The 13645-nt window shown below is 63.3% G+C and carries 11 protein-coding genes; 8 read left to right on the top strand and 3 right to left on the bottom strand.

The genetic code is table 11. From position 1 onward, the window contains the following. The first annotated feature begins 29 nt into the window (after positions 1 to 29). Both PQI07_RS27515 and PQI07_RS27510 read left to right on the top strand, forming a co-directional pair. A protein-coding gene (locus tag PQI07_RS27515; RefSeq protein WP_089231777.1) for an IS3 family transposase occupies positions 30 to 1195 on the top strand; the annotation gives its coding sequence in 2 pieces (ribosomal slippage) (positions 30 to 294 and positions 294 to 1195; 1167 coding nt in all). Positions 1196 to 1343: 148 nt separating this feature from the next. After that, positions 1344 to 1850, top strand: a complete 507-nt coding sequence (locus PQI07_RS27510; RefSeq protein ID WP_043388180.1) for a YkgB family protein — start codon at positions 1344 to 1346, stop codon at positions 1848 to 1850. 109 nt (positions 1851 to 1959) lie between these two features. On the opposite strand, the gene PQI07_RS27505 is transcribed toward PQI07_RS27510, so the two are convergent. Then, positions 1960 to 2934 carry a helix-turn-helix domain-containing protein gene (locus PQI07_RS27505; protein WP_043388181.1) on the bottom strand — a complete coding sequence of 325 codons (975 nt, stop codon included), beginning with the start codon at positions 2932 to 2934 and terminating at the stop codon, positions 1960 to 1962. Between the two features lie 367 nt (positions 2935 to 3301). Between PQI07_RS27505 and PQI07_RS27500 the strand changes: the two genes are divergently transcribed. From PQI07_RS27500 to tnpC, 5 genes are all read left to right on the top strand, one after another. After that, positions 3302 to 3889 (top strand): cytochrome P460 family protein, encoded by a 588-nt coding sequence (locus PQI07_RS27500; protein WP_081948857.1) that lies wholly within the window; start codon positions 3302 to 3304, stop codon positions 3887 to 3889. Between the two features lie 29 nt (positions 3890 to 3918). Continuing rightward, entirely contained in the window at positions 3919 to 4494 is a 576-nt protein-coding gene (locus PQI07_RS27495; protein WP_081948859.1) for a cytochrome P460 family protein, read from the top strand. A gap of 335 nt (positions 4495 to 4829) precedes the next feature. After that, positions 4830 to 5702 (top strand): alpha/beta fold hydrolase, encoded by an 873-nt coding sequence (locus PQI07_RS27490; RefSeq protein WP_230367017.1) that lies wholly within the window; start codon positions 4830 to 4832, stop codon positions 5700 to 5702. A gap of 505 nt (positions 5703 to 6207) precedes the next feature. Then, entirely contained in the window at positions 6208 to 7524 is a 1317-nt protein-coding gene (locus tag PQI07_RS27485) for a glycosyltransferase (protein WP_043388184.1), read from the top strand. A 905-nt stretch (positions 7525 to 8429) separates the two neighbouring features. After that, a complete protein-coding gene (gene tnpC / locus PQI07_RS27480) occupies positions 8430 to 9710 on the top strand; it encodes an IS66 family transposase (protein ID WP_043387809.1) in 1281 nt (426 codons plus the stop codon). A gap of 25 nt (positions 9711 to 9735) precedes the next feature. Here tnpC and PQI07_RS27475 read toward each other — a convergent pair whose 3' ends face one another. Next, entirely contained in the window at positions 9736 to 10995 is a 1260-nt protein-coding gene (locus PQI07_RS27475) for a GGDEF domain-containing protein (RefSeq protein WP_081948803.1), read from the bottom strand. 442 nt (positions 10996 to 11437) lie between these two features. Here PQI07_RS27475 and PQI07_RS27470 point away from each other — a divergent pair, with 442 nt between their 5' ends. After that, complete coding sequence (locus PQI07_RS27470) at positions 11438 to 13165, top strand: methyl-accepting chemotaxis protein (protein WP_230366879.1); 1728 nt, start codon at positions 11438 to 11440, stop codon at positions 13163 to 13165. 67 nt (positions 13166 to 13232) lie between these two features. On the opposite strand, the gene PQI07_RS27465 is transcribed toward PQI07_RS27470, so the two are convergent. Next, positions 13233 to 13580 (bottom strand): hypothetical protein, encoded by a 348-nt coding sequence (locus tag PQI07_RS27465; RefSeq protein WP_051976286.1) that lies wholly within the window; start codon positions 13578 to 13580, stop codon positions 13233 to 13235. Positions 13581 to 13645 lie beyond the last annotated feature (65 nt).

Genomic DNA, 13645 nt, shown 5'->3' with positions numbered 1-13645 from the left:
GTATGGCTTTGAGCCTGGAGGACGGATCGATGTCGAGGAAGCGACCCAAGCCTGAGGAGATCGTCGCCAAGCTGCGGCAGGCGGACGTGCTGGTCGGGCAAGGCCAGAGCGTGGCGGAGGCGATCCGCGCGATCGGCGTGAGTGAGGTGACCTACTACCGCTGGCGGCGTGAGTACGGCGGCCTGAAGTCGGATCAGGTCCGGCGGATGAAGGATCTGGAGACGGAGAACCAGCGGCTCAGAAAAGCCATCGCCGATCTCACCCTGGACAAGCTGATCCTGCAGGAAGCCGCCCGGGGAAACTGACCAGCCCCGCGCGCCGACGCGCCTGCATCGAGCATGTCCGGACCGTGCTGAAGGTCTCCGAGCGTCGGGCCTGCAAGGCACTCGGGCAGCATCGCTCGACACAGCGCAAGGCGCCGCGGGGCAAAGATGACGAGGCGGCGCTCGTCGCCGAGCTGATCGAATTTGCCCGTAGCTACGGGCGCTACGGCTATCGGAAGGTCGCCGCCCTACTGCGGGCGGACGGCTGGCTGGTCAACGACAAGCGGGTCGAGCGCCTATGGCGGCAGGAGGGGCTGAAGGTCCCGGCCCGCCAGCCCAAGCGCGCACGGCTGTGGGACGGGGATGGTTCCTGTATCCGGCTGCGCCCGGAGCACCGCAATCACGTCTGGTCCTACGACTTCGTCGAGACGCGCACCCACGACGGGCGCAAGTTCCGGATGCTCAACGTCCTCGACGAGTTCAGCCGCGAGTGCCTGGCCATCCGAGTGGATCGCAAGCTCAAGGCGGCCGACGTGATCGATGTGCTGTCCGACCTGTTCATCCTGCGCGGCGTGCCGGCGCACATTCGGTCAGACAATGGTCCGGAGTTCATCGCCAAGTCGGTGCAGTCCTGGATTGCGGCCGTTGGCGCAAGGACGGCCTACATCACCCCTGGTTCGCCGTGGGAGAACGGATATGTCGAGAGCTTCAACGCACAGATACGCAACGAGCTGCTGAATGGCGAGATTTTTTACACGCTCAAGGAGGCGCAGATCATGATCGAGGGCTGGCGACGGCACTACAATACGGTTCGGCCGCATGGCGCATTGGGCTACCGGCCGCCAGCGCCAGAGGTGTTCGTGCCAGCTATAGCCGCTAGGCCGGCTGCACCGGCCAAGCTCGCCGTGGTCCAGCGACCAACCCTGCACTAACTTTGACCTTGGACCACCTCGTGGGGGCCGATCAGCCTAGTCACTCCATCACCCCTCCACCTGTCGAACAGGTCCGACCGACGACAGCAATCGCGCGCTGCGTTCCCGCACACCTGTCTCGTGCAACATGACCCGAAAGGATTTCGCCATGACTACCACCACTCCGCATCAGTCCTGGTTCGTGACCGCCGAAGGCCCCGCCGGATTGAGATCCAGTCTCTCGCCGCTGCGCTGGTCGCTGGTCGTCATCTTTCTCTGGTTCGGCTTCATGAAGTTCACGGCCTATGAGGCTGGCGGGATTGCCCCGTTCGTGGCGAATAGCCCCATCATGGGCTGGTTGCACGACGTCTTCGGCATTCAGGGAACAAGCCGTGTGATCGGCATCTTGGAGCTGTCGACCGCGATCGCGCTCGCAGTCGGCGCCTTCGTTCCAGTGGTTTCGGCCCTGGGTGCCGCGATGTCGATCACGACGTACCTGATAACACTGACGTTCTTTGTGACCACCCCCGGCGTGGCCGAGCACACCGCCGGTGGATTTCCCGCAATCTCCGCGATGCCCGGACAGTTCCTCCTCAAGGATCTCGTCCTGCTGGCGGCGTCGATAACGCTGCTGCTGGCATCCGTGCGACGGCCCGACGGTCGGCCGCGCGGCTGACGTCACGATCTCGATCCACCTTACGATCGTCGGATCGGTGAAACGACAGACGATAGGGGGCAGCCTCGCTACGGTTGCCCCCGCACAGATCTACTGTCCAACCCCGATCTTATGGATCGGGGTTGTAAACTTCGCCTTCTTGTATCGCCTTTCGATTTCGATACTCGCTCGGATCGATCAGGTACGTCTTCTTGAAGGCTCTCGAGAAGCTGCTGCGGTTCCGATACCCGACAGCTTGAGCGATCTGATCGATCGGCAGTACGTTCGTGGACAGAAGTGCCGCCGCGTGTCGTATGCGCAGCTGCCTGAGCGTCGACATCGGCGAAGTGCCGAAGGCCTTGGTGAAGCGAGCCAGGAAGGCGGATCTGCTCAGACCGGCGACATGGGCGAGGGACGATACGGTATGGTCCGCCGCTGGTCGCGCGGCCATTTCGGAGAAGGCCCGCGAGATCTGCGGATCGCTGAGCAACGAGAACCGCTCCGCCCAAACTTGCTGCGAGACGAGCGATCTCCGGAATATCGCAATGAGAACAAGCTTGAGCAGGCCTGCGGCCATTGCTCCGGTGCCGACCTCCTGTGCGGCGAGCTCGTCGACCGCCTCACGAAATTTGTGGTCGATTTGATCGATTTCGTCGAAGTATTCGACGATGGGCACCCGAAGCGTGTCGAAGACGTCGATCGATGTGCCATACAGCGCCCGAAAGTAACCGCAGACGAGGACGAGGTGGGCCGCACTCGGGCCGGCTGTGAAGCGTCGGACCGATCCGGGCGCCGAACTCAGAGGCCCCCGGTTGACGGTTCGCATGGGTAATGCGCCGGGGGTTTCGAGGGCGAACGCCGTGTGCCTCGGAAGAATGACGAGGGTGTGCGGCCGAAGATCGATGGGCGCACTCCTGCTCGTGATGAGCGTGCCTCGACCGGCTATGTTGTAATGGATGCTCGGTGCATCGGTGCCGGCCAACTCGAGGCGCCAGCCGGATGCGACGAGGCACTCCACCAACTTGACGAAGCTCACTTCAAGTACGTCGATGGCCGCATCGACGGTGTGTCGTGAAATCGTAGCTGGCACAATAGGAACTTTCAATTCTCCGTACCTAGATCAGGTGCAGCTCGTGTGCGTGAACACAGGTCCGTGTCAAGCAATCGATGGTCAATTCGTCGCCCCGTTCACAGGACAGGTGGGATGTGCGGTCCTATCGACATCCGAAGCAACCTCGGCGGCTTCGCCGTGGCTACAGGAAACCTCGTGATGTGCGATCAGGGCGCGCCCATGTGGGATGCTCGCGGTCCGCCATCAACCCTCGTCGCAACGGTGACGACAGAGGTGCGAGACGTTCTGCAACCAATTCCGGACCTTCGGCACGCTCCATTTCGGTAGGCTCGCAGATGGGCGCTCAATCGCACGCTACGTTGCGGCGCCTCAAGGCGGTTGAGAGAGGGGATGACGTTCGATGTCCAGGTTTGCATTCCTCCGGGTTGCTGCTGCATCGGTGGCGGTGTCAGGATTAATGTCGAATCCGAGCCCATCGATTGCGCAACAATCGAGCTGCTACAAAGCGGAGTACACGTCGGATGGGGAGCTGGTCCTTCCGAAGCACTTCGAGCGATGGATCTATGTCGGCTCGCCTCTTACACCGAATGCACTCAATAACGGGCACGCCGGCTTCCCAGAGTATCACAACGTCTACATCGAGCCGTGCTCCTACGATGAATATAAGAGGACCGGAAGTTTTCCGGAGGGCACCATCCTCTTCAAGGAACTTCAGTTGACTCTACCTAAAGAAGAGGCCGACGGGTCGCGCGTCGAGCCATCTGGGCGTGGCTTTTTTCCGGGCAAGCTCAACGGAGCCGACGTGACGGTCAAAGACACAGCGCGGTATACCTCGACCGGCGGATGGGGTTACTTCAACTTCAATCACCACGAGCCGAAAGCGGCAACTGCAACGGTGCGCCCGAAAAGCGAATGCGCCTACTGCCACATGGCCTCAGCAAAGAAAGATGAAGTCTGGACACAGTTCTATCCGCGATTGGACGATTAGTTAGATCGTATACTGTGTGGAGATACGATATGTATCGTCGCTATCTGCTCCATGTCTCTGGCGCATTGACGCTGCTGGCCACGTCGGCGGGATTGCTGAGTCAGCCTTCCGCTCAGCCGATAGACCAAAAGAAGCCGCAGCTTGTGGATGAATCCGGCAATATCCGCGTGCCGAGCGACTACCGGGAACGCTACCGGTTCCTCGGTTCCTGGGCGGTCGCATCGGAGAATGGCCGGGGTTCGAAGGAGATGCACGTGGTCTACGCATCACCCGGTGCTGCGCAGACCTATCGCAACGAGGGTTCGTTTCCAGACGGCGCTACCCTGGTCAAAGAAGTTTATGAAACCAGCACCGGTGAATTTACGACCGGGACGGTAAGTCGTGCGGATCATCTCAAAGGTTGGTTCGTCATGGTGCGCGACGCCGGAAATACTCACCAAGACAACCCACTTTGGGGCGAAGGTTGGGGCTGGTCGTGGTTCGATGCGGGTCAGCCCGACAAAGCCACGACAGTCAGCTATCGAGACGAATGTTTAGGGTGTCACGTTCCTGCTCGATCGACGAACTGGATCTATGTCGACGGATACCCATCATTGAGAAAATGATGCGCGGCAGCTTCCGGAGTGACAGGCAGGGTTTACAGAGACCCGGTTTGGCTCGGTGAACCTTGAAGCGGCGTGTGGTGCCTGCGGCCGCTCCGCCGAGCCTTGTGGTTGGCTCGATCGGACAGGCACGCGGGCATCGAGCGGTTCCAGCCAGGACTTCGCACGCCCGCTCCGAAAGGCTGCGTGCGTCATGACGGATATCGCTCGACGCACAGCATCCGCGGCTGAGAAGCCACCCGTACTCGAGAGGTACAACGATGTTCAGAGCGCTTGCACCCCTTCTCGCGACAACGGCGCTGATTGCTTCTCCAACTGCGTCGGCCGAGACGGCCTCAATGACATCCGTCGACACAACCTATCGTACGGTTGCGGTCGACGGCGTTACAATCTTCTATCGAGAAGCCGGCCCGAAGGACGCTCCGACAATCCTTCTGCTTCACGGCTTTCCATCATCTTCGGCCATGTTCGAGACGCTGATCCCTCGTCTCGCAGACCGCTTCCATCTGGTGGCACCCGATTATCCGGGCTTCGGCCTGAGCGAGGCGCCACCGCCGGAGCGATATGCCTACACGTTCGACCATGTCGCCGGCACGATCGACCAGTTTGCGGAAAAGATCGGCCTGAACCGGTACAGCCTCTTCCTTCAGGATTATGGCGGCCCCATAGGCATGAGGCTGGCTCTTGCACATCCCGAACGTGTGCAGGCGCTGATCATCCAGAATGCTGTCTCTCATGAGGATGGGCTTGGACCGCTCTGGGCAACCCGTCGGGCATTCTGGCACGACCGCGCCTCCCATGAGGACGCGGTGATCGATAGCTTCCTCTCCCTGGAGACGACGAAGCAGCGTCATCTCGGAACCAGCCCGCATCCAAAGCGATACGACCCGCATCTGTGGCTCGACGAGTTCGCCCATCTGTCCCGGCCAGGTCAACGACAGATCCAGTCCGATCTGTTTTATGACTATCGTACCAACGTCGCCTCCTATCCGATGTGGCAGACTTGGCTCCGGCAGAAGCGGCCTCCAACCCTCGTCGTCTGGGGGCGATACGATCCGTCCTTCGCGATCGGCGGTGCCGAAGCCTACAGGAAAGACCTTCCGGACGCAGAAATCCACATTCTCGATGCGGGACACTTCGCGCTTGATGAGCGCGTCGACGAGATTGCAGCGTTAGTCCGAAACTTCATGGCCAAGCAAAACCTCGATTGAAATGGCGAGGCTTGACTGCAAGGCCGTCATCGCAGTTTCGATTTGATAATGAGCATTGCGCGAGCGACTCTCTTTTCGTGATTCCCAGGTCTTGCGTCTGTTTGCATTGCGCGAGAGAATTACCCAGAAGGTGGGTGGCCTTATCGATGTCTGTTGCGGACACTCGCAGTTCTGTCACTCCGTCGATCTGTCGTCTCCGCTGCCGGTCGCAGTGATATGTACTCTATTCGATGTGTCCGAAGCAGACGAGTCGCAGCTTCCACGTAGCCGATGAGGTATCCATAAAGCCTGTATCTCGATGAGGCTTCCATCTGAGACTAGCTGGTCACGCACCTGAGCCGAAACACCAGCGCGTTCGGGATCGTTCAGTCCAAAATAGCAGCAATCGACGTGCACGCTGCGGTCGCGTATTCCTTGCGAGCTGCGGTCGATATATTCGGAACAGCTACACTTCGTTCGCGACGCCGAGTGAGTGTTCTCAATTCCAAAGCTACGGAGTTTCAAGATGAAAGTCCTGATCGCGGCCTCGGCTTTGACAGGGCATGTCAATCCGCTGCTGGCCATCGGAAACCTCCTGCGCGCCCGCGGCGACGACGTGCTGTTCACAACGGCCGAGACGTTTCGGACCCGGATCGAGGCAGCAGGTCTGCGTTTCGTCCCGTGCAATGATGGTGGAGCCGCCGCCTACCTCGACGTCAGCCTGCCGCCGGGACCGGAACGCTGGCGGCATGAATTCGAGCGGCGCTTCATCGACGGCATGCCTGGCCAAGCAGCCGGCTTGCGGAGGCTGATCGCAGATCATCGGCCTGATATCGTGATCGCCGGCAGCCTTTTCCTTGGCGTGCTGCCCTTGCTCCTCGACAGGCAACCCCGGCCGCCGATCGCCGTCCTGAACGTCAGCTTCCTCTTCCTCGATCGGCCTGATCACGCGCCGGTGGGGGCCGGCCTGCCGCCGGCAGGAGACGAAGCCGAGCGGATGCGCTACTCCGCCTTGAAGGCGGGGACGGATGCCGCCTTCGTCAATCCCGTGCGCGCCCACACGGACGGCCTGCTCGCCGGACTCGGGCTTCCGCCCCTGCCGGCTTCCCTGCCTCACTCGATCGTCGTGCTGCCGGATCTCTTCCTCCAGCCGACGGTCCCCGCCTTCGAGTACGACTTCGGTGCGCTCCCGTCCGGCCTACGCTTCGTCGGCCTCTTGCCCAACCCGCACGCCGACATACCGGTGCCGACTTGGTGGCCCGAGCTCGACGCGTGGCGCGAGGAGGGCGGCCACGTCGTGCTGGTCACGCAGGGCACACTCGCCAATGCGGACTTCGGGGCTCTGGTCGAGCCGACACTGACCGCGCTCGCCGACCGGGACGACCTGCTCGTTGTCGCGACCACTGGCGGGCGGCCCTTGGACGTCTTGCGGGGACCGCTTCCCGCCAATGCCCGGGTCGCGAGCTTCCTGCCGTTCGACCTGCTGCTGCCGAAGGTAGACTTACTTGTGACCAACGGCGGCTATGGCAGTGTCTCGCAGGCGCTGGCCGTGGGCGTGCCGATCGTCTCGGCGGGGCGGACGGAGGACAAAGCCGAGGTCGGCGCGCGCATCGGCTGGTCGGGGGTTGGTATCGACCTCACGACGGACGCGCCTACCGTTGAGACCTTGCGCACGGCCGCCCTACGCGTGTTGAACGAACCGAGCTTCCGGGTCCGGGCCGGCGAGGTAGCCGAGGCGTTCGGAAGCCTTGACAGCGGCGACGAGATCCTCGCGGCGCTCGATGCCCTCGTCAAGGGTGGCGCTCTCGTGCCAGCATCGCCGAAACGGGTTCTTTGCAGATGAGACCTGCATGACCGGGCAATCGGCGTGTCCAGCAGGGCAAAGTCCACGCTCACTGCATCTGTAAGCCGTGTCTTATACCTTCTTGGCGCTGCACTACCAGGCGATCTGGCTGCGGGCCTAAGGCAAACTGCAGTCCGAAGTTGCGGCGCTGGGGGATCGCCGCAGCCGCTACGGGACGACGGCACGGCTGCTGATGCCTGAGCTTCTGGACCGCCTGAGTACGCGCTCGGAAACGCTGCCGCTCATCCGCTATGACTTCTTCCAAGAGCTGAGCGACCTGCGGCGCACGGTGAAGGCCGTGCGCCTGTCGCGGCGGATCAGCCGGACCACTCCTTCAGTAACGTGGTCGAGGTGGAGATGTATCCCGGCCCCAGCGGACCTTCCGGTAGCGACCATGTCTGTTTCAAAGCCCCGCCCGCTCTCAAGCAGACCGCCCGCTTTCCACCCTACCCGGTTGTAGGCCCCGCCCTCACCGGCAGCCTGGAAGAAGGCCTTCCCAGAGCGCACATCGGATCCCAAGGGCCACGGAGGCACTGCGCCGCTCCATATCGTGCCCTTATGCGAATGGGCCGCCGCCGCAGCCTTCACGGTGAGCGTCCGCTATGGAGGCGCGTCGGCGGCTCGTTAGATGGCCGGAATGGGCGCAAAGCTGAACGACCGGTTCTGCGTGCGCTGGCGCTCTCACGTGACGTAGTCTAACTGAAAGCGACTGAGCCGCATTTGTTGTTTAGTCCAGAGAAGTGGACCTTCGTTGCGGCTCGTCCAATCGTCTCAAAATGCTCTTTCCGCGGACTTGTAATTACCCACGGGGTGGATCGGTCGGCGGCGGAACGCCCGCGGCTGCGCCGCTTGCCGGGACGAGCTTGCCTCTTGCGCGGGTCGGATTTCGCTGATTCCCTGGCGGGATGGGCCGCAGCGAACTGGAACGGCTGAGCCGCGAGGAGCTGATCGAGCTGGTGCTGCGGCTGCAGCGGCCAGAGAAGACCTCGCGCACCTCATCCAAGCCGCCCGCGACGGATCGCAAGGAGCAGCGGGAGCATTCTAAGCCCGGCGGCGCCAAGCCCGGTCACGAGGGTCACAGCCGGGTGCTGAGCGATGATCCCGATACGATCGTCCAGCATCGTCCCGAGGCGTGCGCGTGCTGCGGCGCCAGCCTGCACGCCGCACTTCCGGCAGAGATCGTCAGCGTCTCTGAGCAAATCGAGCTGCCTGAGGTGGCGCCGATTGTGACGCAGCACCAGCGCCTTGCCGTTTGTTGTCCGAGCTGCGGGACGCGCGTGATCGCGCCACCGCCCGAAGCGGCGCGCGGCACGCCCTTCGGTCCGCGGCTGCATGCGGTGGCGACGTACCTCAAGACCTTTCAGGCGCTCTCGTACGAACGGCTGCAGGCGGCGCTCTCCGATCTGTTCGGCCTCACCCTCAGCCAGGGCGGGCTGATGAACCTGCTCCGGCGCGCGCAGGACCGCTTCCGTGCCGGTCGCGACGCGGCCATCGCGACCCTGCGCAAGGCTGAGGTCGTCGCCTGCGACGAGACTGGCGTGCGCATCGAGGGCTCGAACGCTTACCACTGGCTGTTCCACTCGGCGCAAGCCGTGGTGCACACCGCCTCCCCGACGCGCGGCGCTGTCGTGGTGCGCGAGATGATGGACGGGCACCGACCGGCGGTGTGGATCTCCGACCGCTACACCGCCCAACAGGGCCACGCGGATGAGCACCAGACCTGCCTGGCGCATCTGGCCCGCGATGTCGCCTATGGCGTCGAGGCCAGCGACGATCCCGTGCCCTGGCGCCTGCAACTCTGGTTGCAGCGCGTGTTCGCCCTGGCCGAGCGCGTCACCGACTTGGCTGCCGCGACGCTCTCGGCCAAGCGCCGCAGCCTGGATCGGCAACTGGGTGCCATCCTCGCCACGTCGAGCCGCTGTGATCTGAGCCGCGACCTGCAGGCCAAGATCAGCCGCGCCCGCGATCAGCTCCTGGTCTTCCTCGCCTATCCCGGAAAGGTCGAGCCGACCAACAACGGCTCCGAGCGGCTGCTGCGTCCGGCTGTCGTGCAGCGGAAGGTCACCAACGGCTACCGGGCCATGTGGGCGGCCGAGGGCGAGGCCGCCATTCGCACCGTCGTCGACACCGCGCGCCTCACAGGCAGCAGTCCCTTCGGCGCCATCCTCAAAACCATCGGCGCCTGAGCCCAGCCATCACAGGCCTGGGTAATTACGCGGACTTTGAGCCTGGCCTGTACGGACTGCGTTCCCGCGCAGTAAAAGCAGGCACGCAGTCTCGTCTCGCTATCAGCGCACAATCCGGGATGCGCCCTTGGCCATCAGCGGACTGCCCGGCTGGCATCTTGGCCATGGCCACTTGGTCCCTCCCCCCATTCTTGGCGGTGTAGAGTGCCATATCGGCGCAGTGCATCAGAATCTCGTATCCGCCCACACCGCACGCTTGTGCGATCCCGATGCTGACACTGACTCGCAGCTCAGGGAACTCGGCGACGAAAAGTTGCGCAAAGGTTCGGCGGAGTTCCTCGGCCCGGGCAAGGGCCTCCTCGGGGGAGGCATCCGGCAAAAGGCAGGCGAATTCCTCGCCGCCGAGGCGCCCCAGCAGCGCGTCCTGCGGCAGCAGGGAGGTGGCCATGGCGCAGAAGCTCACCAGCACCGCATCGCCGACCGCGTGGCCATAGCTGTCATTGACGGCCTTGAACCGGTCGAGATCAATAAGCAATAGTACACTATCTCGATGCTCAGCCAGTATAGACTCGGCGGCTTTCGCGAAGGCGCGTCGATTGTGTACGCCCGTAAGCGCATCGGTAGAGGCGGCGATGCGCTGCTCGCGCTCGGCCCGCTCCTTCACAAGCGCCAAGAAGGTGAAGGCCGAGGCGATCGAGAACAGCATGGTCACGAAGCACAGGATCGCCACCCAGGGTGTGGCGATCGGGTTGGATCCGAGTTGTGGTGCCGTCAGGGTCGGCGGGATCCGGACGAAGTAGACTGCACCATGAAGGCCTAGCACAGTGAAAGCCGGAACTCGGGAGGCGAGCCGCTCCGCGCGGCCGCGCCAGATCTCCACGGCGGCCGAACTGCAGTAGAGTGTCGCCACGGCCGAACCATATAGGATCCGCAGCGTAACTGACGCGTAGAAGGCCGGAACCAGGCAGAGGACACACCAGAATATCGCGCCGACGAACGCAACGCCTAGGCGGATCGAACGACCCTCGAAGGAGCGGACGCCGCTCCAGATCAATCCATAAGCGGCCTGAACGAGCACGTTGGCCAGCCCGATGGAAAGCAGGTCAGGGACTTGGTCGCGTAGAGCGATGCCGACGGAACCGATGGCGCCAATGAGATGTGCCGCTCCCCAGAGGCTCAGAGAGCGGGATCCCTGCGACTCACGCCCCGCTACCAGAAGTAACGTGCCAACCAGGAAAGTTGTCGCAGAGCTGGCGATCAGCAAGGTGGCCGGATCAAGGTACATGGAAGTCGCCAACACTTAGTCTGAACAGGTGCGCGTCTATGCACTTCATTTCACTTCCGAGCCGATGAGATCGCTGACGCTCCGCTTCAACTATCAGTATAGCATGTCTTGATTGTGGCAGTAGACCGGCTCGCTCCGAAGCGCTGCATCGCGGAGGTGGACGTTTGCCGCTGCTCAGCCGACCGCCTCGCTGATCCATAATGAGTCTGGGCAGTATGTTTCCGCCTGATCTGGTTTGGATGGCCTGCGCGCCAAGTGCAAATCCGAAGCAGCCCTATGCGATTGAAGGATATTGCTCGGTACCTTGAGTATGATGGCTCTTAATATTGACTTTAATATTCATTCTTTGCAATCGCTGTTTGGCAATCATAACGATATGGGCGTTTTAATTCATAATGTGTCGAGGCGATTTTGCCAGCTATCCTTAAGGGTAGCGCAACGGATGCCGGTGCAGGGACCGGCGCATCAACTCGGTATTTGGCAGTTCCTGATGCGTATCTCCCTGGCCCATAAACTCGTGGCCGTGATCAGCCTGCTCGGCCTCGTCGCCGCCGGCATCTCCGGCTTTGCCCTCCGCCAAGCCGATCAGGAGCAGCAGCGCGCAGCAGCGACCGAAGCGGCCTGGAACGCCGGCCTGCAGGCGCGGACCTTGGCCCAGGCCATCGAGCACGCAGTGGTGCAGGCCACCGCGGTCTACACCGCCGAAGACACCCAGGAGGCCAAAGCCCGGCTCGCCGGGCTCCAGAGCGCCCTCACCGATGTGGAACAGGCGCGCGGTCCCTTTCTCACTGCCATGGACGCGCAACTCTCGCCCGAGCGCAAGCGCAAGCTCGACCTCGCAGTGAAGGAGTTCATCGCCTATCAGACCGAAACAGCCGAAATGGGCCTGACCCTCTCGCCCAAGGCCGCCCTGATCCAGGCCACCGACGAAGCCACGGTGAAGAACCGTGAGCGCATGGTCGCTGAGATCAGCAATCTCGGACGCGAGATGCTGGCCCACCTCGACGCGCAGCGCGCAGCTGTCGCGGAGGAGCGCCATCGGGCCACACTGACCCTTCTGGTCGCGCCGGCCGTCGCTCTGCTTCTGGGTCTCGGTGTCGCCTTCTGGGTTCTCGCAACCCAGATCCAACGACCTCTGCACCGGCTCAAGGCCGCCATGCAGGCGCTCGCTGCCGAGAAGCTCGACGACCAAGTCCCCTTCACGCGTCGCGCCGACGAGATTGGCGAGATGGCGCGCGCGATCGAGGCCTTTCAGGTCGCGCTGATCGAGAAGCGGGATCTCGACGCTGGCGCGGAGAAGCGAGCGGCTCAGGACGCAGTCCGAGCCCAGGTCCTGGCCGAGGCCACGCACGCCTTTGAGCTCGAGACCAAGCGAGCCGTAGCGAGCTTGGCGTGCTCGGCTCAGGCGATGCAGGCCACGGCCGATGCCCTGTCCGGCACCGCCGGGGACACGACGGCGCAGGCTACGCGCGTGGCGGTCGCATCGAGCCAGTCGGTCGAGGTGGTCAACAGCATCGCCGGTGCCGCGGAACAGCTGTCGAGCTCAGCCCGGGCCATCGAGGAGCAGGTACGGCACACGAGCGAGATCGCGGCCGCGGCCCTGGACGATGCGCGCGGCCTGGAGACGACCGTGGTGAGCCTGTCGCAGGCCGCCGGCGAGATCGGAGCCGTGGTGACGCTGATCCGCAGCGTGGCCGCGCAGACCAACCTGCTGGCCCTCAACGCGACCATCGAGGCGGCGCGCGCCGGCGCTGCGGGCCGCGGCTTCGCGGTGGTGGCGGCTGAAGTGAAGGAACTCGCGACGCAGACCGCATCCGCGACGGACCGCATCACCAGCCAGGTCGCGGCGATCCAAGCCGCCGCCGACGGGACGGTCGATGCGATCGGCTCGATCGGTGGCACCATCGCGGAAATGAGCAAGACGGCCTCCGACGTGGCCGCGGCCGCTGAACAGCAGGGACACGCCAGCCAGGAGATCGCCCGCGCTATCGCGGGTGCTGCGGCCGAAGCCCGGACCGTATCCAACAGCATCGGCGGTGTGCAAGAGGCGGCCGCCTCGAACGCGGCACAAGCTGATCAGGTCCGAAGTGGCGCCTCGCAGGTCAACACAGGCACCGCCAGCCTGCAGGCTGCTATCGACACCTTCCTCGACCGGGTTCATGCGGCGTGAGGCGGGTCACGCGCATTCTCGGCAGACCAGGCGCCCCAAGCGAGCCTGAGCACGTCGCGCCGATGATCTAACCCGCGCGTCGTATGAACGCTGCGTATCGCGCTCCAACCTCAGGGTTTGCGGGCCTGCCAGCCTTGTCGGGGGCCAGTTTCTTCGCCTTGCGCTTGCCGACCTTCAGCGCCGCGTCCGCATCCTCGTCGCCGGCCCGCTCGGACAAGGCAAAGTTGTGCAGGTCCGGCAGCGCATCCTGCCCCACAGGAGAGGTCTCAGTCATAGCGTAAAAGGCGGCTCGAACGATCTCCTTCTTGTTCGCCTCAGGGTACCGTTCCCGTATGGCGGCGCGCAAAGCCTTCGGCTTCATCCCCGGCGTCGCGATGCTGCGCAGCGTCGCCGCGATCTCCTCGATGGAGGCCATGCCTTCCTCCTCTCTCAACGAACGCGTCACCTGCCTCTTAACACATGTGACGTTTCGATGACACG

The sequence above is a fragment of the Methylobacterium sp. 092160098-2 genome, assembly GCF_028920805.1.
In the GTDB taxonomy this organism is placed as follows: Bacteria; Pseudomonadota; Alphaproteobacteria; order Rhizobiales; family Beijerinckiaceae; genus Methylobacterium; species Methylobacterium fujisawaense.
Note: the sequence above shows the minus strand (reverse complement) of the source record. Positions and strands in the feature narration are given on the sequence as shown.

Bases quoted from the DNA above. Each gene is read 5' to 3' on its own strand.
- PQI07_RS27490 (WP_230367017.1), top strand. From the start codon at position 4,830: ATGACATCCGTCGACACAACCTATCGTACGGTTGCGGTCGACGGCGTT.
- PQI07_RS27510 (WP_043388180.1), top strand. From the start codon at position 1,344: ATGACTACCACCACTCCGCATCAGTCCTGGTTCGTGACCGCCGAAGGC.
- PQI07_RS27485 (WP_043388184.1), top strand. From the start codon at position 6,208: ATGAAAGTCCTGATCGCGGCCTCGGCTTTGACAGGGCATGTCAATCCG.
- PQI07_RS27475 (WP_081948803.1), bottom strand. From the start codon at position 10,995: ATGTACCTTGATCCGGCCACCTTGCTGATCGCCAGCTCTGCGACAACT.
- PQI07_RS27500 (WP_081948857.1), top strand. From the start codon at position 3,302: ATGTCCAGGTTTGCATTCCTCCGGGTTGCTGCTGCATCGGTGGCGGTG.
- PQI07_RS27470 (WP_230366879.1), top strand. From the start codon at position 11,438: ATGCCGGTGCAGGGACCGGCGCATCAACTCGGTATTTGGCAGTTCCTG.
- tnpC (WP_043387809.1), top strand. From the start codon at position 8,430: ATGGGCCGCAGCGAACTGGAACGGCTGAGCCGCGAGGAGCTGATCGAG.
- PQI07_RS27465 (WP_051976286.1), bottom strand. From the start codon at position 13,580: ATGGCCTCCATCGAGGAGATCGCGGCGACGCTGCGCAGCATCGCGACG.
- PQI07_RS27495 (WP_081948859.1), top strand. From the start codon at position 3,919: ATGTATCGTCGCTATCTGCTCCATGTCTCTGGCGCATTGACGCTGCTG.